Annotated in this window: 18 protein-coding genes; 6 read left to right on the forward strand and 12 right to left on the reverse strand. The window is 72.1% G+C overall.

Annotation, left to right across the window (positions count from 1 at the left end; genetic code table 11):
* Positions 1-22: 22 nt before the first annotated feature.
* Positions 23-523, forward strand: coding sequence for a MarR family winged helix-turn-helix transcriptional regulator (locus NVV32_RS10010; protein WP_235499019.1), 501 nt, complete (start codon positions 23-25; stop codon positions 521-523).
* 59 nt (positions 524-582) lie between these two features.
* Here the strand turns inward: NVV32_RS10010 and NVV32_RS10015 are convergent, their stop codons facing one another.
* Positions 583-1,386: a transglutaminase-like domain-containing protein gene (locus tag NVV32_RS10015; protein ID WP_055772869.1), complete on the reverse strand. Its 804-nt coding sequence runs from the start codon at positions 1,384-1,386 to the stop codon at positions 583-585.
* A 117-nt stretch (positions 1,387-1,503) separates the two neighbouring features.
* Here NVV32_RS10015 and NVV32_RS10020 point away from each other — a divergent pair, with 117 nt between their 5' ends.
* Positions 1,504-2,424: an oxidoreductase gene (locus NVV32_RS10020; RefSeq protein ID WP_422390046.1), complete on the forward strand. Its 921-nt coding sequence runs from the start codon at positions 1,504-1,506 to the stop codon at positions 2,422-2,424.
* 22 nt (positions 2,425-2,446) lie between these two features.
* Here NVV32_RS10020 and NVV32_RS10025 read toward each other — a convergent pair whose 3' ends face one another.
* From NVV32_RS10025 to NVV32_RS10050, 6 genes are all read right to left on the reverse strand, one after another.
* Positions 2,447-3,226, reverse strand: a complete 780-nt coding sequence (locus NVV32_RS10025) for a hypothetical protein (protein ID WP_422390047.1) — start codon at positions 3,224-3,226, stop codon at positions 2,447-2,449.
* A 36-nt stretch (positions 3,227-3,262) separates the two neighbouring features.
* Complete coding sequence (locus tag NVV32_RS10030; RefSeq protein ID WP_422390048.1) at positions 3,263-4,435, reverse strand: cysteine desulfurase family protein; 1,173 nt, start codon at positions 4,433-4,435, stop codon at positions 3,263-3,265.
* On the reverse strand, positions 4,432-5,349 hold the full coding sequence (gene nadC, locus NVV32_RS10035) for a carboxylating nicotinate-nucleotide diphosphorylase (RefSeq protein ID WP_422392032.1): 918 nt from the start codon (positions 5,347-5,349) through the stop codon (positions 4,432-4,434). Before nadC ends, NVV32_RS10030 begins: the two co-directional genes overlap by 4 nt.
* Positions 5,350-5,500: 151 nt before the next feature.
* Complete coding sequence (locus tag NVV32_RS10040; protein WP_422390049.1) at positions 5,501-7,345, reverse strand: L-aspartate oxidase; 1,845 nt, start codon at positions 7,343-7,345, stop codon at positions 5,501-5,503.
* Positions 7,342-8,625 carry a quinolinate synthase NadA gene (gene nadA, locus NVV32_RS10045; RefSeq protein WP_055772884.1) on the reverse strand — a complete coding sequence of 428 codons (1,284 nt, stop codon included), beginning with the start codon at positions 8,623-8,625 and terminating at the stop codon, positions 7,342-7,344. Before nadA ends, NVV32_RS10040 begins: the two co-directional genes overlap by 4 nt.
* A 121-nt stretch (positions 8,626-8,746) precedes the next feature.
* Positions 8,747-9,556: an NUDIX hydrolase gene (locus NVV32_RS10050; RefSeq protein WP_082471613.1), complete on the reverse strand. Its 810-nt coding sequence runs from the start codon at positions 9,554-9,556 to the stop codon at positions 8,747-8,749.
* Between the two features lie 227 nt (positions 9,557-9,783).
* Between NVV32_RS10050 and NVV32_RS10055 the strand changes: the two genes are divergently transcribed.
* Both NVV32_RS10055 and NVV32_RS10060 read left to right on the forward strand, forming a co-directional pair.
* Entirely contained in the window at positions 9,784-10,581 is a 798-nt protein-coding gene (locus tag NVV32_RS10055; RefSeq protein ID WP_422390050.1) for an alpha/beta fold hydrolase, read from the forward strand.
* 141 nt (positions 10,582-10,722) lie between these two features.
* Positions 10,723-11,757: a serine/threonine-protein kinase gene (locus NVV32_RS10060; RefSeq protein WP_422390051.1), complete on the forward strand. Its 1,035-nt coding sequence runs from the start codon at positions 10,723-10,725 to the stop codon at positions 11,755-11,757.
* A 177-nt stretch (positions 11,758-11,934) separates the two neighbouring features.
* Here NVV32_RS10060 and NVV32_RS10065 read toward each other — a convergent pair whose 3' ends face one another.
* From NVV32_RS10065 to NVV32_RS10085, 5 genes are all read right to left on the reverse strand, one after another.
* Positions 11,935-12,096, reverse strand: coding sequence for a hypothetical protein (locus tag NVV32_RS10065; RefSeq protein ID WP_200914847.1), 162 nt, complete (start codon positions 12,094-12,096; stop codon positions 11,935-11,937).
* Between the two features lie 105 nt (positions 12,097-12,201).
* A complete protein-coding gene (locus NVV32_RS10070; RefSeq protein WP_422390052.1) occupies positions 12,202-13,617 on the reverse strand; it encodes an MFS transporter in 1,416 nt (471 codons plus the stop codon).
* Positions 13,618-13,670: 53 nt separating this feature from the next.
* Positions 13,671-16,745: an AAA family ATPase gene (locus tag NVV32_RS10075; RefSeq protein ID WP_055772896.1), complete on the reverse strand. Its 3,075-nt coding sequence runs from the start codon at positions 16,743-16,745 to the stop codon at positions 13,671-13,673.
* A 9-nt stretch (positions 16,746-16,754) separates the two neighbouring features.
* Complete coding sequence (locus NVV32_RS10080) at positions 16,755-17,918, reverse strand: exonuclease SbcCD subunit D (protein ID WP_422390053.1); 1,164 nt, start codon at positions 17,916-17,918, stop codon at positions 16,755-16,757.
* 66 nt (positions 17,919-17,984) lie between these two features.
* Positions 17,985-19,037: an aquaporin gene (locus tag NVV32_RS10085; protein ID WP_422390054.1), complete on the reverse strand. Its 1,053-nt coding sequence runs from the start codon at positions 19,035-19,037 to the stop codon at positions 17,985-17,987.
* A 151-nt stretch (positions 19,038-19,188) separates the two neighbouring features.
* On the opposite strand from NVV32_RS10085, the gene NVV32_RS10090 reads away from it, so the two are divergent.
* Both NVV32_RS10090 and NVV32_RS10095 read left to right on the forward strand, forming a co-directional pair.
* On the forward strand, positions 19,189-20,409 hold the full coding sequence (locus tag NVV32_RS10090; RefSeq protein ID WP_422390055.1) for an ADP-ribosylglycohydrolase family protein: 1,221 nt from the start codon (positions 19,189-19,191) through the stop codon (positions 20,407-20,409).
* Between the two features lie 145 nt (positions 20,410-20,554).
* Positions 20,555-21,469: an SDR family NAD(P)-dependent oxidoreductase gene (locus tag NVV32_RS10095; protein WP_422390056.1), complete on the forward strand. Its 915-nt coding sequence runs from the start codon at positions 20,555-20,557 to the stop codon at positions 21,467-21,469.
* Positions 21,470-21,492: the final 23 nt, after the last annotated feature.

Here is a 21,492-nt window from a genome sequence, read left to right on the forward strand (position 1 = left end):
GGCGCAGGATGGGGAGCGGGCGATGACGGAACGGGTGGAGATGCCGACGGGTGGCGAGAGCGGGCCGGCGCCGGTGACCTCGGGCGCTTCGGTCCGGCAGTCGTCGGAGACCTGGGAGTCGCTGTTCCGGGCCCAGGTCGGCGTCATGCGTAGGATCCGCCAGGATCCGGTGTTCAGGGAACTGCCCATCGGTGAGTACGACGTCCTGTTCAACCTGAGCCGCTGCCCCACCGGCTGGACGCGCCTCAACGAGCTGAACCAGCACCTGCTCATCAGCCAACCGAGCCTGAGCCGCATGGTCGACCGCCTGGAGGCGAGGAAGCTGCTGCAGAAGCGACCTGCCGTGGCTGATCATCGAGGCGTCGAACTGGCCCTGACGGATGAGGGCCGTGCACTGCAGCGCCAGATCGGCTCCACACACGTGCACCGCATCCAGGAGGTCCTCGCGCCGATGCTCAGCCCGGCGGAGATGGACCAGCTGAAGGCGCTGACGGACCGCATCAACGCGCACCTCGACGACTGACCTGCCCGTGAGCGGACCGGGCTGCTGATCAGCCACCCGGCCGGCCTCCGCCGCAGGGCTCACCGAACGGTAAGGCGTTCGCCGCTCCGCTCGACGGGCAGTTCGTCGACGGTCGCGGTGACCTGGAGCCGGGAGAGCTGGAGCGAGCCTCCGACGGTCGAGAGGAACGCGGTGTCCGTGGCGTCCCGTCCCGTCGCGATGCGCAGCATCGACGCCCGCGGCGCCAGGCCCGTCGCGTCGAGCAGGAGCCACGAGCCGCCCACCCAGGCCTCGACGACGGCGTGGAAGTCCATGGGCGTCAGGCCCGGCGCGTAGACGGACGCCAGCCGTGCGGGAATGTCACGCGCCCGCAGGAGGGCGATCACGAGGTGCGCGTAGTCCCTGCAGACCCCGCGCCGCGCGAGGAGCGTGTCCACGGCGCCGTCCGTGAAGCGGGAGGATCCCGGGACGTAGGCCAACTCGGCGCCGACCCAGTCCCGCACTGCCTGGACCAGGTCCACTCCCCCGACATCCGGGAACTGGGCGTAGGCGGTCGGCAGGATGACATCCGATGCGCAGTACCGGCTGGGCCGCACGTACCGCACGAGGTCGATGTCGTCATGCGGTGCGGGCTCTGCCCGGCCCGTGACGACCGCGCGGTACCGCACGTCGAGCGAGGACGCCCGAGGCGTCGTGAGGAGGTGGAGGCGCGTGCCGTCGCGCTCCTGGTACTCGCGCACCTCGGCCGGTTCGCTGTCGACCAGCACCGTCAGCTCCTCCTCCACGGACGCGTACGCGGCAGGAGCAGCGACGGCGAGGGACAGCACCACCTGGGTCCCCGCGATCGTCGTGGCGCCCAGGTCGGCCGAGACAGTACGCTGCATGGTTCGTTGCTCCCGGTAGGCGATTCGTTCGGCTCCAACTCTATGCTGGGACGGAGGGGCACCGGTCGACACCGGACGCCCGACCGGACGGCAGACACGCCGCAGGAGAGGAACATCATGAGCGACTTCACCGCCGATGCCATCGGTGACCTGACGGGCCGGCGCGCGGTCATCACCGGAGCGAACAGCGGGCTCGGCCTGCAGACCGCCGTCGGCCTCGCGCGGAAGGGAGCGCACGTGGTGCTCGCCTGCCGGAGCGAGCAGCGTGGACGTGAGGCCGAGCAGAAGGTCCGTGCACTCACCGGCAGCGAGCGCGTCGAGATGCGCGTGCTCGATCTCGCCGACCTCGCCTCGGTGCGTGCGTTCGCCGCCGGGACCGACGGTCCGGTCGATCTGCTCGTGAACAACGCGGGCGTGATGGCGACGCCGAAGTCGACCACGGCGGACGGCTTCGAACTGCAGTTCGGCACGAACCACCTGGGACACTTCGCGTTGACCGGGTTGCTCCTGCAGAACCTGCACGCGTCAGTGTCACCACGCGTCGTCACCCTCTCGAGCCTCGCCCACAAGCGCGGACGGATCGACTTCGGTGACCTGCAGTCGGAACACCGGTACCGGCGGTGGGGCGCCTACGGACAGAGCAAGATCGCCAACCTCTATTTCATGGTCGAACTCGACCGGAGGGCACGTGCTGCCGGCTGGGACCTCGCCTCCGTGGCCGCGCACCCGGGGCTCGCCGACACCAACCTGACCGCCGGGATGCGGAACCCGGCCGTCCTCGACCTGCTCGCCGGTGCCTTCCGGTTCATGAGCCAGTCCGACGCCGCGGGCGCCCTTCCCACGCTGTATGCCGCGACCGCTCCCGAGGTGAAGGGCGGCGACTACTACGGTCCCTCCGGTCCCGGCGAGACCAGGGGTGCTCCCCGGCTCGTCGCACCCGTACCGCGGGTCCTCGACCGTGACATCGCCGTGCGCCTGTGGAATCGCAGCGTAGAACTCACCGGGGTGGACTACGGAGCGTTGCGCGCCGTCGGCTGATCGAGCCGGGAGGGCCATGAGCTCACGCGGCCGGGGGCTCCGCGACCTTGACCGACAGGATCATCTCGCGGATGGTCGCGAATCCGGGTTCGGCGTAGTACTCCTCGGCCTCGCCGATGGTGCCGAAGGAGACGGTCTGCGGGCCCGTGTTCGCCGGGGCCTTGGGAGCGAGCACCTCGAGGTCGCCGAAGCTGAAGCGTCCAAGGGCCTCGTTGCCCTGGACGGTGTTGGCCAGCGAGCAGGCGAGACCGTCCGCGCCGCCGACCTCGTCGGTCACGCCGTAGGCCCCGAAGAAACGGAAACCGGTGATCAGCCGGACGACGAACCGCGGTTCGATGGCGGTCGACGCGGCCGGCTGGTCCGTCAGCGCGAGTGGCTCGCTGCCGATCACGGCGTAGGGCGTACGCTCCGCGTCGGGGCAGGGCGCCTCGGGGGTGATGATGCCGGAGTGGAACTCCGCCGCGATGGTCCCCTCGGGGGTCCTGACGGCGTAGTGCAGGGAGTCGGCGGCATAGGTGCCCGGCGTGGGATCCAGCGGCTGGACCACCCAGTCCTGCGGCAGTTCGAAACTCACGAGCCTCGACGGATCGGTGAAGACCTTCCATCCCGCGCGCGCCTCCCGGAGCGGAGCCACCGTCGGTTCCCCCGGTGCATCCGGCGTAGCAGCGGACGACGACGGAGCGGGGCCGGTGTCGCCCTCCCCGGTGGCGGTGCAGCCGGTGAGCAGGGCGCCCAGCAGCGCCGCGGCAGCGACGGCGCGCGTCCTCCGCCGCACGGTGTCACCGATGGTTGCTTCGGTCATGGCGTCCCTCCCAGGGCGTCTGTTCGTGCCGTCAGTCTAGGCGGGGGCGAGATCCGGAGCCGGCCGTGCCGCGCCGAGGGCCAGGACGGCGTGGACCGACGCCACGACCGCCGTGGCTGCTTCCTCGAGGTCCGAGCGGGCCGTGCCCTGCACCCAGGACAGGCGCACGGCGCTGAGAGCCGTCCCTGCGTCGAGCCCGAGCGCCAGCAGGACGGTCGACGGGTCGGACGAGCCCGCGGCACACGCTGATCCGCTCGAGCAGACGACTCCCCGGCGCTCGATCTCCAGCAGGACGGCCTCTCCGCTCACCCCCGGGAAGCAGAAGGAGGCGAGGTTGGGCAATCGCATCCCGGGGTCGCCCGTGAGGATCGCGCCCGGGACACCGGCCAGGATCCGGGCGATGAAGGCGTCGCGCGCAGCGGATGACGCGTCGCCCGCGCCGGGCAGGGCCAGCTGCGCGAGTTCCAGTGCTCTCGCGAGCCCGACGGCGCCGGCCACGTTCTCCGTCCCGGAGCGCCGACCACGTTCCTGCCCGCCCCCGTGCAGCACGGGCTCGCAGCGTGTGCCCGCCCGGAGGTAGAGCAGCCCTACCCCCTTCGGGGTGCCGAGCTTGTGGCCCGAGAGGCTCATGGCCGTGACGCCGAGGCGGCCGACGTCCACCGGGAGCCAGCCGGCGGCCTGCACGGCGTCCGTGTGGAAGGGGATGTTCCTGTTCCTGCAGACCTCCGCGAGCGCGACGACGTCCTGCACCGTGCCCATCTCGTTGTTCGCGTACATCACGGTGCAGAGCGTCGTGTCCGCCTGGAGTGCCGCCTCGAGATCCGCGGCGGCCACGAGACCGGTCGCGGACACCGGGAGCTCGGTGATGCGGAAGCCGTGCGCGTCCTGCAGGTAGCGGAGCACCTCCGCCACGGCCGCGTGCTCGATCGCGCTCGTGACGATGTGGCGGCCGCGCGGGGAGGCGAGCGCGATGCCCTTCAGGGCCAGGTTGTTCGCCTCGGTGCCGCCCGAGGTGATGACGATCTCCGACGGCCTGCAGCCGAGCACCGCGGCGAGCCGGGCGCGGGCGGAGGAGAAGGCTGCCGCGGCAGCCTCCCCGTACGTGTGGTGGCTCGAGGGGTTGCCGAAGGTCGTCGTCAGCAGCGGCCACATCTCCTCGAGGACCTCCCGGCGAGCCGGCGCCGTCGCCGCTGCATCGAGGTAGATCATGACGTGACCCCCGCCTGCCGGTCGTCCCCGGCACGGCCGGTACCGCCGGCAGGCGCAGGTGCACCGTCGGCGGTACCGCCGTCCACCGTGAAATCCAGACCGAGGTCCAGCGCACGGACGCTGTGCGTCAGGGCGCCGGCGGAGATGATGTCGACGCCCGTGGCGGCGATCGCCGCCACGGTGTCCAGGCGCACGTTCCCACTCGCCTCGACGAGCGCCCGGCCGGCGACGAGCCGGACACCGGCCGCCAGGTCGGCGAGGCCGAAGTTGTCGAGCATGATGGAGTCCACCTCTGCCGCGAGCACCGGCTCGATCTGGTCGAGCCGGTCCACCTCCACCTCGAGGTGCACCGTGTGGGGCAGCCGCGCACGGGCTGCGAGCAGGGCCGCGGTCAGGGCCTCGGGTCCCTGTGCCGCGAGCAGGGCGAGGTGGTTGTCCTTCACCATCACCGCCTCCGAGAGGCTGGACCGATGGTTGGATCCGCCGCCGCAGCGCACGGCCCACCGCTCCAGGAGCCGCAGCCCCGGCGTCGTCTTCCGGGTGTCGACGATGCGGGCGCCCGTCCCCGCCGCCGCCTCCACGAAGGCGCGCGTCATGGTCGCGATGCCACTGAGACGTTGAGCGATGTTGAGCGCGGTCCGTTCGGCGGTGAGGATGCCGGCGGCCGGCCCGGACAGGCGGGCGACGACGTCACCGGCCTCGAAGCGTGCACCGTCCGCCACCATGAAGGTCACGGTGATCCGCGGATCGGTGAGCCGCATCGCGGCCTCGATGGCGGACGTCCCGCAGAGGATGCCCGGTTCGCGTGCCGCAATCGCAGCCGTCGCCCGGGCGTCCGGATCGATGAGCGCCTGGACGGTGAGGTCGCCCGACGGCGCGTCCTCGGCAAGCGCGGCGGCGACGATCGCGTCGATGTGCCGCTGGGGCGGCGGGAAGGGTCGGTGCCCCGGCGCCCTCGCCGCCGTGCCGGTGGTCGACGCGACGCCCGCCTCTTCCGGGGCCCATTCCGGCGCGGGGGCGCGTCGGGGGTCCGGGGTGGGGTCGTGGAGGGGAACGTGGTGGTGCTCATCGGATGGCTCCTTCGATGGCTCGAACGTAGGATCGGCTCGGTACCGGCGGCTCATCCTCCGCGTGGTGCTCCACGTCGCGTGAGTGCTGGTCGGGGTCCTGGTCGGCCCCGTCCACGCGGTAGTGGGCGCCGCAGGATGCCGGCCTCCGGGAGGCTGCGTGGACGAGCAGGCGGGCGCAGAGCAGCAGGTTCTCGGTCTCGGGATCCTCGGGCGCGTGATAGCCGGCGAGGTGCTTGCGGGCGAGTTCCAGTCCGGCACCGGTGCGCAGGACACCGGCGTGGTCGGACATGACCTCCTGGAGTTCGCGACGGGTGACGGGATGGGTGGCGGAGCGCCCGGCGTCGGCGTCGAAGGGTTCTGCGTCGGCGTCGAAGGGTTCCGCGTCGACGCGAGGAGCGGCGCCGCCGCCGCCGTCGACGATCGCCTCGGCGCAGCGCGTCGCGAACACCACTGCCTCGAGGAGGCTGTTCGACGCGAGGCGGTTGGCCCCGTGCACACCCGTGCGCGCCACCTCGCCGACGGCGAAGAGGCCGGGGACCGAGGTCCGCCCCTCGGTGTCGGTGCGGACGCCGCCCATCCAGTAGTGCGCGGCGGGCACCACGGGGACGGGCTCGGAGGACCAGTCGAACCCGTGCCGCAGCGTGAGTGCCGTGAGGCCGGGGAAGCGGCGCGACAGGAAAGCCTGGCCCAGCGCCGTCGCATCGAGGTACACGTGCTCCGCCGAACCGGTGCCGACAGGAGCGGTCATCCGTCCCGGACGTCCTCTGCCGGAACGCCGCGCGAGGTGCCGGGCGATGCTCCGGGAGACGACGTCGCGGGGTGCGAGGTCGCCGTCGGGGTGGTAGTCGTGCATGAAGGCCCTGCCGTCGGCGTCGATGAGCCGTGCCCCCTCACCGCGCACCGCCTCGGAGATCAGCGGATTGCCCGGGACGTCGAGCGAGGTCGGGTGGAACTGGAAGAACTCGAGGTCGGTGACGGCCGCGCCGGCCCGCCACGCGAGGGCCAGACCGTCGCCGGTCGCGATGGACGGGTTCGTGGTGTGGACGAAGAGCTGGCCGGCTCCGCCCGTGGCGAGCACGACGGCGTCGGCCGGTAGGTCGCGTGACCGGCCGGCGACGACGGTGGTGACGCCTGCTGCGCGCCGCAGGGCCTCTCCTGAGCCGGTCAGCAGCACACGGGTGACCGCCGCGCCCTCCAGCACGACGATGCCCGGGTCCCGGCCGACCGCCGCGGACAGCGCCCCGACGATCCCGGCGCCGGTCGAGTCCCCGCCGAGGTGGAGGATGCGCGCGGCGGAGTGGGCGGCCTCCCGACCACGGGCGAGATCAGGCGTCGTCGTCGCCGACCGCCCTGTCTCCCCGAGATCGCGGTCCGGCTCTGCCGCGCCCCCTGGTCCGGCCCCGGCACCGGCACTGTCCGCCGCGACGGTGTCGAAGACGACGCCTGCCCGCTGCAGGGACCGGACGGCGTCGGCCCCACCGTGGCACAGCACCGAGACCGCGTGCGGATCGGCCAACCCCGCGCCGGCGATCAGGGTGTCGGCGATGTGCGCCTCCACCGAATCGGCATGCGGGGATCCGCCCTCACCGCCGTCGCGCGCCCCCTGCGGGGCCGGTGCGACCCTGACGGACGGGACGACGGCGGCGATCCCACCCTGCGCGTACCGTGTGTTGCTCTCGGTGAGGGTCCCCTTGGACACCAGGACGACAGCACCCGAGGGGTCGAGCCGGCGGAGCTCGAGGGCCGTCTGCATCCCGGCGATCCCCGACCCGACCACGATGACCCTCGATCCGCCGCGAGGCGTCGCAGCCGCGGCGGGCGCTGCGGTGCCGCGGTTCATGGCCGGACCGCGAGCATCCGGTTGAGCGCCACCCGCGCTGGAGCGGCCACGCTCTCCGGCACCGTGATGGGGTTGAGCACACGGCCCTCGACGAGTCCCTCGAGAACCCAGGCCAGGTAGCCCGGGTGGATCCGGTACATCGTCGAGCACGGGCAGATCACGGGGTCGAGGCAGAAGATGGTGTGCTGCGGGTACTGGGCCGCCAGCCGGTTCACCATGTTGATCTCGGTGCCGATCGCGAAGGTGGTGCCCGGCGCGGCGGCGTCGATGGCCTTCCTGATGTAGTCGGTGGACCCCGCCTCGTCGGCGGCGTCGACGACCGGCATCGGGCACTCGGGGTGCACGATCACCCGCACCCCGGGGAACTCCGCCCGGGCCTTCTCGATCTGCCCGACCGTGAAGCGCTTGTGCACGGAGCAGAACCCGTGCCACAGGATCACGCGTGAGTCCTGCAGGACCTGCTCGTCGGTCCCGCCCCACGGCTTGCGCGGGTTCCACAGGGGCATCTGCTCGAGCGGCACCCCCATCGCCTTGGCCGTGTTGCGGCCCAGGTGCTGATCCGGGAAGAACAGCACGCGCTGCCCCCGCTCGAAAGCCCATTCGAGCACGGCGGCGGCGTTCGACGACGTGCACACGATCCCCCCGTGGTCCCCGCAGAAACCCTTGAGGGCGGCGGAGGAGTTCATGTACGTGACCGGGATGACGGGGACTCGACCGTCCGCGTCGGGCTCGGTCCCGAAGAGTTCCGTGAGCTGGTCCCAGCACTCGGTCACGGAGTCGATGTCGGCCATGTCCGCCATCGAGCAGCCGGCGGCGAGGTTCGGGAGGATCACGGACTGCCCGGCGGTCGAGAGCATGTCCGCGGTCTCGGCCATGAAGTGGACGCCGCAGAAGACGATCGCCTCGGCCTCGGGGCGTTCCGTGGCTGCACGCGCGAGCTGGTAGCTGTCGCCCACGAAGTCGGCGTACTGCACCACCTCGTCGCGCTGGTAGAAGTGCCCGAGGATGACCACGGACTCCCCCAGCGTCGCCTTCGCCGCGCGGATGCGCCGGTCGAGGTCCTCCGCCGACGCCGTCCTGTAGTCCTCGGGAAGCTCTCCCTGCCGGGGCGTCGCAGGCGGTGCGGGGTCGGCCATGGACGCCCCGGGACCGTACTGCGGCATGGGCAGGGCATCGATGGTCCAGGGATCACGCACGAGGTCCGGGGAGCAGGTCGACGCTGGGACGGCTCCGTCCGCTGCGTCCCTCGAGATCAGTTCGATGGCGGTTGACACGGACATGGGGTGCTCCCTGTGGTGGGGCCTTCCGCCGACGGGCGGAAGGCAGGGTGAGTGGGATGACGTGGGGTTCGACGGATCTGGGGAGTGCCGGCCGGGACCGGCACTGGAGCCGATGACGGGCTCAGGAGGAACCGGGGCCCGCCACGACGGACGGCGGCCGGGACGCCGTGCCGTCCGCCGTCGCATGGTCGGCGTCGAGGGAGCGGGCTCGGCCCGGATGCTCCCGCCCGCCCGCCGGTGCGGGCGGAGGCAGTACGTGCGGCCCCGTGTACCGATAGAGCCGCGGCGGCCGGTTCCGCCCGCCCTGCAGGACCTCCTCCGTCGGCGCGATGTCCTTCGCGGACCGGAACTGGCGTCGGAAATTGGCGGGGTCGAGTTCCCGTCCGAGCACCGCCTCGTACACGCCGCGGAGCTGCGCGAGCGTGAACCGCTCGCCGAGGAAGTGGTAGGCCACCGAGCCGTATTCGATCTTCCCGCGCAGGCGGCCGAGTGCGTAGGCCACGATCTCGTCGTGGTCGAAGGCGAGCCCCTCGACGTCGTCGGCGCGGAACCAGTGAACGTTCCGGGACGCCCTGGTGAGATCGGCCTGGTCCGGTCGGACGAGCGCCCAGTAGACGATCGACACCAGTCGCTGTGTCGCCGCCCGGTCCAGCCCGCCGAAGGCGTAGAGCTGTTCGAGGTAGGTGGGCTCGAGGTCGGTCGTGTCCCGCAGGTTCCGGGCTGCCGCGTCCTGCAGCGACTCCGTACCGCCGAGTGGACCGCCGGGAAGTGCCCACTTGCCGAGATGCGGCTGACGGATGCGGCGTACCAGGGGCAACCAGATCTCGGGTCGCTGCGACTCGCCCCCGGGCCGGAGCGCGAAGATCACCGTCGAGATCGCGACCGACGGCGCCTGGGACTGCCGTTCCGACACGTTCGCCGAGCTGTGCATGGGCTTCCTTCGCAGGGCTCTGATGGAACAGAAGTTAAAGTCATAATGACTATAACTTATCCAGCCGTGACGGTGGGACTGTCGCGGATGCCGCTTCTGTCGGGGCGGCGCGTCCGGTTGCCCCGGCAGGGAGAAGTGTCTAAAGTCACAGTCGTCGGCCTTTCGGGGCCGCACGGTGGGGATGTGTTCAAGGGCGCACATGTCTCTGCCGCCCTTACGATGAACTGATGGACCACCACTCAGTACACGCCGTCGAAGGTATCGACCCACGCCTGTCCATCACCCGCAGCGATGCCCCGGATCCCCTGCCGCTGCCGCCCGTCGTCCTGCTGCACGGTTTCGGGTCGTCGTCGCACCGGAACTGGGTGGACACGGGATGGGTGCGTGTCCTGAACGACGCCGGCCGCTCGGCCATCATGATCGACCTCCCCGCGCACGGCGACAGTGCCGCTCCCGCGAATGCGGGGGCGTACGCCCCGAGCCGCATGCGCGCGGACATCCTGCAGGCACTCTTCGACGAACGCGTCCTCCCGCTCGAGGCGGACTCGGCGACGTCGGGCGTCGACGTGATCGGCTACTCCCTCGGCTCCCGCCTGGCCTGGGAACTCGGCGCCACGCAGCCCGAGATGATCCGCCGCATGGTCCTCGGCGGACCGGGTACGGCCGATCCGCTCGCCGACTTCGATCTGGCCGGGGCGGAACGGTCCCTGGCCGGCGGCCCTCCCTCCGAGGACCCGACGACGGCGGACCTCCTCCGCATGGCTCAAGCCGTGCCGCACCATGATCTCCCGTCCCTCCTCGCGATGGTGTCGGCCATCAAGACCGAGCCCTTCACCCCGGACTCGGCCGTCCCGAAGATGCCCCTGCTCCTGGTGGCCGGGGACCAGGACGACTATGCCGCAGGCATCGCCGACCTCGAACGATGGGCGCCCGACGCCCGGACGGTGCGCATCGCCGGCAGGAACCACGCGAGTACCATCACGGCCCGGCAGTTCAAGGACGCTGCGGTCGATTTCCTCTCCTGAGGTCCCCGGTGACGGTTCGGTAAAGGCGCGTTGTCCCCGGGTCCGGCGCGTTGCCCCGCCGCTATACTGTGAACCGGTCAGCAGCCTTACTGTGAGGTGACGCGCCGACCGGTCACCACAACCTGTCGCGGGAGGACACCCATGGATGTGCTCCTCGCCGACCGCTACCAGACCACCCATCTCCTCGGAGTCGGCGGGGCGGCCTCCGTCTACCGGGCGGTGGACAGGAACCTCGGCCGGGATGTGGCCGTCAAGATCTTCAACCCGACGACGTCGGACGACGACAGCTACCGCCGCCAGCACACCGAGACCATGCTGCTCTCGACGCTGAACCATCCCGGACTCGTGACCCTGCACGACGCCGGCATCCACGAGGACGAGGACGGCCGGACGACGGGCTTCCTCGTCATGGAGCTGGTCGACGGCGAGGACCTGCGACATCTGCTCAGGCGGGGCCCGATCCCCGCCGTCGATGTCGCGCAGCTGGGCGCCGACCTGGCCGACGCCCTGGCGTACATCCACTCGGAGGGCGTCGTGCACCGGGATGTGAAGCCGGCGAACATCCTCATGTTCCACAGCGGCGACAACAGTACGCGCCTGTACCCCAAGCTGACGGACTTCGGTATCGCGCGCATGGTCGAGGCGACCATGGCGACGGCCGTGGGCGCCACGATCGGCACGGCGAACTACCTCAGTCCCGAGCAGGCCAAGGGTGACGCGCTGGACGAGCGCAGCGACATCTACTCCCTCGGGCTCGTGCTGCTCGAGTGCCTCACCGGGCAGAAGGCGTTCCCGGGGCCCGTGGTGGAGGCCGCACTGGCCCGGCTTCTCCGGCACCCCGACGTGCCTGCAGCCCTCGGCCCCGAGTGGGGCGATCTGCTGCGCGGTATGACGGCGCGGGATCCGGGGCTCCGACCGTACGCCCATGACGTCGCCCTGCAGCTGCGCGGGTTCGCCGACGATCATGTCGCGCCGGCGGCGGAGGTGCAGCGGCCGGGCACCCTCGCCGGGGGAACACGCGCTCGCGTCCTGCAGGACGACGTGCCGTCGTGCGACAGCGGATCGCCTGACGTCGCCACGGGTGGGGTCATCACGGGTGGCGTCATCACCGGGGGCATCATCACCGGCAACATCAGGATTCCCGAACCGCCCGGTCGGGCACCCAGCATCCGCTGAGCACGACGAATCCTCAGCCATGACGAACACCCCGCCGAATGCTCGGCGGGGTGTTCGTCATGGATGGTCGGGAACCGCTCTCGGCGCCTCCACGGGGTGGCTGCGGTCCGGGCCGGGTCTCGCCGGCCGACGTCCCGGCGTCAGGCCCGGAGCAGGTTCCTTGCCGTCACGGCGGGGTCAGGCTCCGTCGCCCTCGTCCTCCTCGGGCTCGAAGTGGCTGGCCTCCTCCATGGCGCCCGCCGCCACGCCGTCCTCGCCCGAGGGGATGGTGCCCTCCGGGCCCGCGCCGTCGGTGTCGGCCTGATCGTGATCCTGGTGCTCGGTACCGTCGGTACTCATGCGTCCTCCTGCATCTCGGGTGTCCTTCGATCCTAGGGGTGGCGGGAGCCGATGGACAGCCGACTGATGATGTGAACGGTTGGACCGCGGTGATGAACGCTGCTGTCAGGCGGCCCGGACGCGGCGGAGAGTGATGGCCGAGGCGACGCCGAGCAGCAGCAGGACGGCAGCGGCGAGCGCCGGGACGAGCGCCGCGCCGGCAGCTCCGCCTGCTTCGGCGAGAGTGCCGGCCAGCGCTGACCCGATGGCCGTCCCCGCCACGATGCCGCTCGCCAGGAAGGTCATGACGGTACCGAGGCGGTGCGCCGGAGCCACGGCCGATCCGATCGAGAAGATGGTCACCATGGTCGGCCCGACGAAAAGGCCGAGGACCAGGAGGACCAGCACCATCGCGCCGACCGAGCTAGGCACGACGAGCGCGGCTGCGGCTGCGGTCATGGCGAGGGCGGAGGCGGTCCAACGGGCGGTGTGGCGGAATCGTCGCGACCAGTAGGCCACGGACAGGGCGGCAGCGGCTGAACTCAGCCCCATGACCGCGTACAGCAGACCGGACGATTCTGCAGCCCCGAACTCGCCGGTGAACGCCGTGAGGAACGTCTGGGTGGAGCCGAAGAAGGTCCCCATGGCGATCATGCCCGCGACGGGGATCAGCACGAACCACGCGCCCGCAGGCGCAGGATCGGTCTCCTCCGGCGCGTCCGACCCGTGCGACCGAACGGGGTCCTGACCCACGGTGACCGTGCCCGAGGATGGTCCGGCCTCTCTCCCCTGCTGCCCGTCGACCTTCCGGGGCGCGTCCCTCCGGGTATCGCTGAAGGCTACGGTCCGGTGCACGGCGAAGGCGCTGACCAGGGTGAGCGTCAGAACCGCAGCAAGAGCGAGCGGCAGCCAGGGTGCGAGGAGGGACGCGAGCAGCCCCACGAGTGCAGGCCCGAGGACGAAGGTCAGTTCGTCGGCCGTTCCCTCGTAGGACAGCGCGGTGTCCAGCGCCGAGCGGGGACCGCGCCGGGTCATCGCCATCCACCGGACGCGCGCGAGCGGACCGATCTGCGGGCAGGTGAAGCCCATCGCGAAGGAGGAGAGGAGCACGAGGGCGAGTCCCGAGCCGGCGAAGCCGGAACGGGTCATCGTCACCACGAGCAGGCCGATGATGGCCAGCGTGTTCAGCATCGCCGAGGCGAGCAGGACGATCCTCTGCCCACGACGGTCGGCGAGGTACCCCAGGAGGGGCGCACCCGTCGCGGATCCGAGTCCCACGGCACCGGCCGCGAAGCCGCCGGCGGCGTAGGAGCCGCTAGCCGTGGTGACGAGCGTCAGTGCGCCGACCGTGAGCATGGCGAGCGGGAGGCGGGCGAACAGGCCGATGACGAGGAAGGACGGGCCCGCGAGCTGCGGGAGGACACCGAAGCGGCCGAGCCTGGACCGGCGGCCTGGTGCGGCCTCGGGTGGCGTGCTCGGGGGCGGCGGAGGGGTCGGCGATACCGGGGTGGGGTTCTTGTACATCTGCTTTCCGGGGTGCATGGAACGCGCATCGTCCCCCCTCCCGATGCGCCCGACCCGGTAACGCCTCGATTTTACACGCTGACGGGCTGCTCCACGAAGCGGAGACTCGAGCCCTGCCGACCCTTCACCACCTGCAGCTGGGCGCTCACGCGCTGCTTCAACTCGGGCACGTGGCTGACGAGCCCGACGACGCGGCCGCCACTGCGGAGCCCTTCCAGGGCGTCCATCACCTGCTCGAGGGCCTGGTCGTCGAGCGAGCCGAACCCCTCGTCGACGAACAGTGTCTCGATGTCGAGTCCTCCGGCTTCCTGCTGCACCACGTCGGCGAGGCCCAGCGCGAGAGCGAGGGACGCCATGAAGGACTCTCCGCCCGAGAGGGTCGAGGTGTCCCGCCGGTTCCCCGTCCAGCCGTCGATGACGTTCAGCCCAAGTCCCGAGCGCTTGTTCCCGGCCGTCGCGTCGCTGTGGACGAGCTGGTAGCGGCCGTCCGACATCTCGAGCAACCGTTCGGTGGCCGCTGCCGCGACCTGCTCGAGGCGCGACGCGAGCACGTAGGTGGCGAGCGACATCTTGTACAGATTGTCCCCGCCCCCTCGGGCTGTCTCGGCGATCGAGGAGGTGAGCTGCGCCCGCTCGCGCAGCGGGGCGATCCGCTCCTCGATCCGGGCCAGCTGGAGCGCGTACGCCTCGAGCTGCGTGACGGAGTGGCCGAGGACTTCGGCCGTGATACCCGCCCGGTGGGCCCGGGTCCGGAGTTCCACCGCGGCAGAGTGGGCCGCCCGTTCGTCGTCCTCGGTGGGGGCGGCAAGTCCGTCCGCCTCGTCCCGGAGGCCCTGCGTGATCTCGTCGTCCTCCCACGCGGCGTCGAGCCGGTGGCCCTGCACCTCGTGGTCCGCAACCGACGTGCGGGTGCGGGCAAGCAGCGCATCCGGCATCAGTGCCGTCCGCGCCTCCTCCGCGTCGTCGAACGGCGTACCGGACAGCGCGCCGAGGAGCCGCGCCCGGCTGGCCTCGAGCATGGCGCCGGCACGGTCGCAGCCTTCGGTGGCGCGACGGACCGCGTCGAGGTCGCGTGCGGCGCTCTCCACCTCCGCGGTCCGGACCGCGAGTGACGCCGCCCCGGCCCGGAGTTCGTCGATCCGGCGCGAGAGGAGGCGGTCCTGATCCGCCAGCGAGCCCTGTCGGGCCTCGGCATCGCTGCGTTCGGCACGCGCCACGTCCTGGCGGACCCGGAGCCGCTCCTCCTCCTCCGCCGCGAGCGCCACGCGCTCCTCGACCGATACGCCTTCGGCCTGCGCCGCCTCCGCCTCCTGCAGTCTGACGCGCGCGTCGAGGACGGCGGCCTCGACGTCGTCCGCACTCCGATCGCCTCCCCGCGCGGCGAGGTCCGCGATCTCGAGCCGGACGGCATCCCGCACCCCCCTCGCTTCCTGCAGCGCAGCCTCGGCCTCCGCCTGCCGGCGGCGGGCTTCCTGCTCCTGCCCGAGGGTGACCCGGTCACCGCCGGGTGACGCGACGGGCGCGGGATGCTCCGGGCTCCCGCAGACCGGGCACGGCTCGCCGTCCTCCAGGCGCTCCGCGAGCTCCTCTGCCGACTGTTCGAGCCGCAGGCGCAGCAGGTCGAGCCACCGCTCCTTGAGGTCGAGGAAGGACTCCGACGCGCGCAGGTATGCACTGTCGGCCCGCCTGCCCTGCTCCTCCGCCGCCCCGAACTGCTCGACCACCCGTCCCACAGTCTCCACCGCGACCTGTTCCGCGCGGAGGTGCGCGAGGCCGTCAGCGGCCCGACGCAACGGTCCCAGGCGTTCGAGGTCCTCCGCCCGGCGACGCCGGAGGGCATCGAGCTCCCTGTCGACGGCGTCCATCGTCGCGTCGAGGGCGGCCAGGTCCTTCTGCACGCCGACGAGGTCGCGACGCACGTCCTGGCGTCGCCGCTCGTCCGGCAGCGCCGCTTTCAGGACGGCGGACGCGGCCGACGCCACGTCGAACGCCGCCGACACCCGGGCGCGGTCCTTCTCGGACCCGGCCCCGCTGAGCACCACGTCGGCGTCCAGGTAGTCGGCCACCACGGCATTGGCTCGGGCTCGTTCGATCGACGCGTCCTGTTCCAGGCGGGCCCGGTCCGCTGCGGACGCGGCATCATCGGCGAGGTCGAGGACGCTGCCGAGCGCGCGGGCCTCGTCGTGGCGTCGCACTGCGTCGACGGACCGGGCGATCGCCTCGGCCTTCCCCTCGTGCTCCGTCCGCTGGGCACGGAGCCGCGCGAGTGCCGCCGAGCGGCTCCGCCGCCGGGATACGGCCGCTAGGGCACCGTCGGCCAGCGCGCTGCCCTCCGCCAGCTCCGTGCTCTCGGCCGAGGCCTCCTCCCACCGCGCCCGCACGGCCTCGGTCAGTCCATGGGTCCCCGTGGCGGGGTCCGGAGCAGGGGGCGACGCCCCGGCGGACACCGTCACGGTCCCCTCGACCCCGACGCCGTGCCGCTGGGCCTCGTCCACGGCCCGGAGGTAGACGTGCCGCTGGTTCGCCTGTTCCTCCTCGAGCGCCCGGGTGGAGCGGTGGCTCTCCTCGAGGAACAACCGTTCGAGGTCCTCGAACCGCGTGGTCGAGAACAGGCGCTGCAGGAGCTCCCGTCGGGGCTTCGCGTCCGCGCGGAGGAACGCCGCGAATTCCCCCTGGGGCAGCATCACCACCTTCGTGAACTGCTCCTTGTCCATGCCGAGGAGCTGCTGCAGCTCGAGCCCCGCCTCGTCGTTCCGCGCGGACTTCTGGACCCAGTCGCCATCGACGCGCTCACTGAGCAGCGTCCTCGCCTGCTCGGTCGTGGTGCCGCTCCCACGGCGTGCGGGCCGCTCCCAGGACGGTGACCGCACCACCCGGAAGCGCCGGTCGCCGACCGAGAACTCGAGGCACACCTCGGGCGCCACCGACTCCGCGGCATGATCGCTCCGGAGCCGCTTGGCTGCCTGCCTGGCGCCGGGTACGGACCCGTACAGCGCGAAGCACACCGCGTCCAGGACGCTGGACTTGCCGGCGCCGGTCGGTCCGTTGAGCAGGAACAGGCCCTGGTCCGACAGGGCGTCGAAATCGACGTGCTGACGGTCGGCGAACGGCCCGAAGGCCTGGATCTCGAGGAGATGGAGCCTCATGGCACTCCCCTACTTCTCGTACGCGCCGCTGAGGGCGGCGTCCACGGTGGTGCGGACCAGGGCGCGCTCCTCGGCCGACACCGACCGGCCCCGGACATGGTCGAGGAAACCGCAGCAGACCTCGGCGTCGTCCCTGGCCTCGGCGATCCGCTGGCTGTAGGTGCGGTGGTCCGTCCTCTCGCCGCCCTCGGGCTCGAAGGCCAGGACGAGTGTGTCCGGGAAGCGTGTGCGCAGGCGCTCCATGGCGCGGGCGGGCCGCTCGGCATCGGTGAGCGTCACGTGACAGTAGGCCGCTTCGGCCCACTCGAGTCCATCTCGGCCCAGCAGGTCGTCGAGGGTTCCGCGCAGCACCGCCAGGTCGCGGGGTGCCGGCCACTGGACCGCGCGGACCTCGCCGACGCCGTCCTGTGTCACGTCGATCAGCCACGCGCCCTTCGCCTGATGCGCTTCCGAGAAGGAGTAGGCGAGCGGTGAGCCCGAATAGCGGACCGTCTCCGAGAGCTTCTGCCGGCCATGCAGGTGCCCGAGTGCGGCGTAGCCGAACCCGTCGAACAGCGCCAGGGGCACCGAGCCGAGGCCGCCGATGGCGAGGTCCCTCTCGCTGTCGGATCCCGTACCCCCTGCGGCGAAGGTGTGCGCCATGACGATGGAGACGATGCGCCGACCCTCCGACCGCTCGGCGATGTCCGTGCGGATGCGGCCCAGGGCCGCCGTGGTGACAGCCGTGTGGGTGCTGGACCCTGCTCCGAGGGCGTCGGCGACGACGCGCGGTTCGAGATACGGGACGCCGTAGACGGCGAGGTCGGTGTCCTCCCCGAGCTGCCGCAGCACCGGGACGGCGACGTCGTCGAGCCGCGTGCGGAGGTGCACGCCGCCGCGTGCCAGGATGCGGCCGCCGAAGCCGAGGCGGGTCGCCGAATCGTGGTTGCCGCTGCTCACCACCACCTCCGCGCCCGCGACCGTCAGTCGATCCAGGGCGTCGTCGAAGAGCGCGACGACGTCGACGGCGGGCAGCGCCCGGTCGTACACGTCTCCGGCGACGAGGACCATCTCCACGCCTTCCTCGCGCACCGTCTTCTCGAGGTTGTCGATGAAGATCCGCTGCACGTCGAGGGTCCCGGTGCCATGGAACGAACGCCCGAGATGCCAGTCCGAGGTGTGGAGGATCTTCATGATTTTCACGCTACCGCTGGTCGCCGACATTCACCGGACCGTGCGCGGCGGGCCGCCCCGAACCGCTCAGCGCGTCGGCCCGGAGGAGCGGGGCGAGGCAGTGTCCGGGCCCTCGTCCGAGGCGTCGAAGAAGGTTGCGGCGTCGTTCCGGCCGGAGTGGATGTCCTGTGCGGGGGCCGCGGCGACATCGGCCGTCCTGGCAGTCTCGGCCGTCCCGGCGGTGCCAGCGGTATCAGCGGTATCAGCGGTATCAGCGGTATCAGCGGTATCAGCGGCACCCTCCGATTCGGGGGCCCCGCCCGCGGTGATCGATGGCGAGCCCCAGGCATCGGTGCTCCGGATGACGAGCCCGGCGATCACTCCGCCGATGACCGGCGCCGCCCAGAACAGCCAGAGCTGTTCGAGCGCCCATGGGTCCGCGAAGAGCGCCGACGCCGTGGCACGGACGGGATTCAGGGCACCGTTGGTCACGGGCAGGAGGAACGAGAGCAACCCGGCGACGGTGAGTCCGACAGCGAACGGAGCGAGGTCGCGACGTGCGCGGCGGGAGCCCGCGCCGAGGAAGACGGCGACGAGCAGCGCCGTGGCGACGACCTCCAGCAGGAAGGCGCTCGTCAGCGGGAACTGCGCCGGCGAGTGCTCCCCGAAACCGTTGGACGCCGAGCTGAAGAAGGTCCGGATGCCGGTGAGCTGTGCGTTCGCGCCGAGGGCGAGCCACACCAGGCCCGAGGCCGCGACGGCGCCGATCACCTGCGCGAGGACGTAGGGGGCGACCGATCCCCAGCGCAGGCGTCCGGCGATCGCGGAGCCGACGGTGATCGCAGGGTTGAAGTGCCCGCCGGACACATGGCCGAAGGCGATCATGGCCGCGACGACCGCGAAGCCGAACACGAGCGACGGCTGGATGGAGGTCTCTGTCGCCAGCATGGTAGCCCCGAGGCCTGCGAGGATCACGAAGAACGAGCCGACACCCTCGGCCACGGACCGGGCGAGGAGGCCGGGCGTCCGGAGCTCGCCGTCGTGCCACGAGCCACCCTCGGAGCCGTTCCCCCTGCCCTGCACGGTGTTGTGGGCGGAGGCGCGCGACTCCGGGTCGGGCGCGATGCTGTGCTGCGTCATGGGGTCGTCATCCTTTGGTCGGACGTGCTGGGAGACCACCCGGGAGGAGCACCGGGCCGCCGACGAGCTTTCCATCCTAGTCTGGGCGGGCGCTGGGAGCAGGTCCGCCTGCCGGGTGCCGGGCCCTCGCCGGTCTCCCTAGACTGATCAGGTGACCACAGATGACGCCGCTCCAGCCACCCCGACCGATCTCCCGCCGGAGGTGGCGGGCGCTGGAGGCCCGGCCGCCACGTACGAGGACCGCGTCCTCGGGTGCCTGCTGGGCATCATGGCCGGTGACGCCTACGGCGTGCTCGGAGCGGTGGGGGACGACCCGACCGGGGCGCTGGGCGACCCGGCTGATCTCGCGGTCTCCGACGCCACGCAGCTGACCCTGTACACGGTGGACGGTCTCGTGGACGCGCTCGAGTGGGCGAACAACGGCGTCGCAGCGGACGAGACGGCATGCCTCTGGCTCGCGTACCTGCGCTGGCTCACCCGCCAGGGCGAACACCTGCCCGCCAACGCGCCCGCGCCGCCCGGCCGGTGGATCGACGCGCAGGAGGATCTCCTTCCCGTCCACGAGCCCGACGGCGACACGGTGCGTGCCCTGCTCACGGGCGAGATGGGCACGCGGTCACGGCCGGTCAACCCGCAGGCGGAAGGAGCTGGAGCGCTGATGCGTTCGGCGCCGTTCGGCCTCGTCCCGCGCATCCCCGAGAGCATGGTGAAACGGCTGACGGTGGATGCCGCGGCGCTCACGCACGGGTCCGCCGCAGCCCGCGGCACGGCGGCCCTCTTCAGCGGGATCATCCGGGCGCTCGCCATCGACGGGCGCTCCCTGCCCGAGGCAGTCCGTCTCGTCCGGGGTGAAGAGCAGGATCTCGCGCGGGGAGCGGCGCACGACGCCCACGCGACCGGAGTGGCGAGCGGTTCGACGGCCCCGGTCCCTCCGGCCGGCGAGGCCGACCGGCCCGGCGCTCAGCGCGGGGACGCGGGAGACGCGGGAGGCGCGGGAATCTCCGGGGACGCGGGAGACGGCAGGGTCGCCGCCGGTGCCGTGGCAGCCACCACGGCGGACGCGACGACGACGGGGAGCCGCGCGGAGGGAACGACGGCGGCCGGCACGTTCGAGGCGGCGCTCCAGGCCGTCCTCGAAGGGGCGGACGAGGCGGCATCCCCGCGCGACCAGCTCGCGGCTGCGCTGGCGCATGCGGCGGCGGCGGGACGGCCCGACGCCTCCTCGACGATCGCCGCGTCCCTCGCGGGTGGGATGATCGGCGCACTCCACGGGACGGCCGCCCTGCCCGCCGGCTATCTCGATGCTCCGGGCGTGCCCGCTGTCGTCCGCGGCATGGCCCGGGCACTGCTCTCCGCGACCACGGGCTCCTGAACCGCAGGGGCCCACACCGGACGATCCGCGGCACGGCCCGGTCACTGCTCTCCGCGACCACGGGCTCCTGAACCGCCGGGGTCCTCACCGGACGATCCGCGGCATGGCCCGGGCCGGCAGCGGGCGGACCGCCTAGGCTGGCCCCATGTGGAACCCCATCGCCCTCCCCTCCCTCACGGGCCGCCGCATCCTCGTCACGGGCGGCAATGCCGGGCTCGGGTACTTCGCCTGCGAGCAGCTCGCCGGCGCCGGGGCGAGCGTGGTCATGGCGTCGCGCGACGAGACGAAGGCCCGCGCCGCGATCCGGGCCATCCGGACCCGGCACACCGGTGCCGATGTGTCCTTCCAGCAGCTCGACCTCGCCGACCTCGCGTCGGTGCGGTCTGCCGCCGGCGCCCTGGCCGCGGGGCCGCCCCTGGCGGGCCTGCTCGCGAACGCAGGGGTGGTCGGCTCGCCGGAGCGGCGGACGACGGCGGACGGCTTCGAGCTGCAGTTCGGTACCAACCACCTCGGGCACTACGCCCTCGTCGCACTGCTTCTACCCGAGCTGTCGGCCGCCGGGACGAGGATCGTGCACCTCGGGAGCATCAGCCACCGCTGGGCGCGCCTGACGCCGTCGACCCTGGACCCCTCCACCTACCGGAACGCGAGCGCCTATGCCACCTCGAAGCTCGCGGTGACGGCCTTCGGGTTCGAGCTGGCGCGCCGTCTCGACCTCACCCGCAGCGCGGCCACCAGCGTCGTGGCACACCCCGGCTTCGCGCTCGGCATGTTCACGCCGGACCGGCCGGGCATCGCCGCGCACCGCGACGCCCCCGCCTGGCGGGGCGCCGTGATGCGGCGGGTGGCCCAGGGCAAGGACGACGGCGCCTGGCCGCTCGTGCGGGCGACGGTGGACCGCTCCATCCCCAACGGTGCCTACTGCGGGCCGGACGGCTGGTTCCAGCTGAAAGGCGCTCCCGCGATCGTCCCGGTCCGGCGGCACGCACGGGAGAGCAATGCCGCGTCCCGACTGATCGACCTGTCCGCCGACCTGACGGGGATCGAGCTGCGCTTCTGACGGCTGTCGGGCTCCCGCACTCC

It is taken from the genome of Arthrobacter sp. N1 (genome assembly GCF_048288285.1).
Classification (GTDB): Bacteria; Actinomycetota; Actinomycetes; order Actinomycetales; family Micrococcaceae; genus Arthrobacter_D.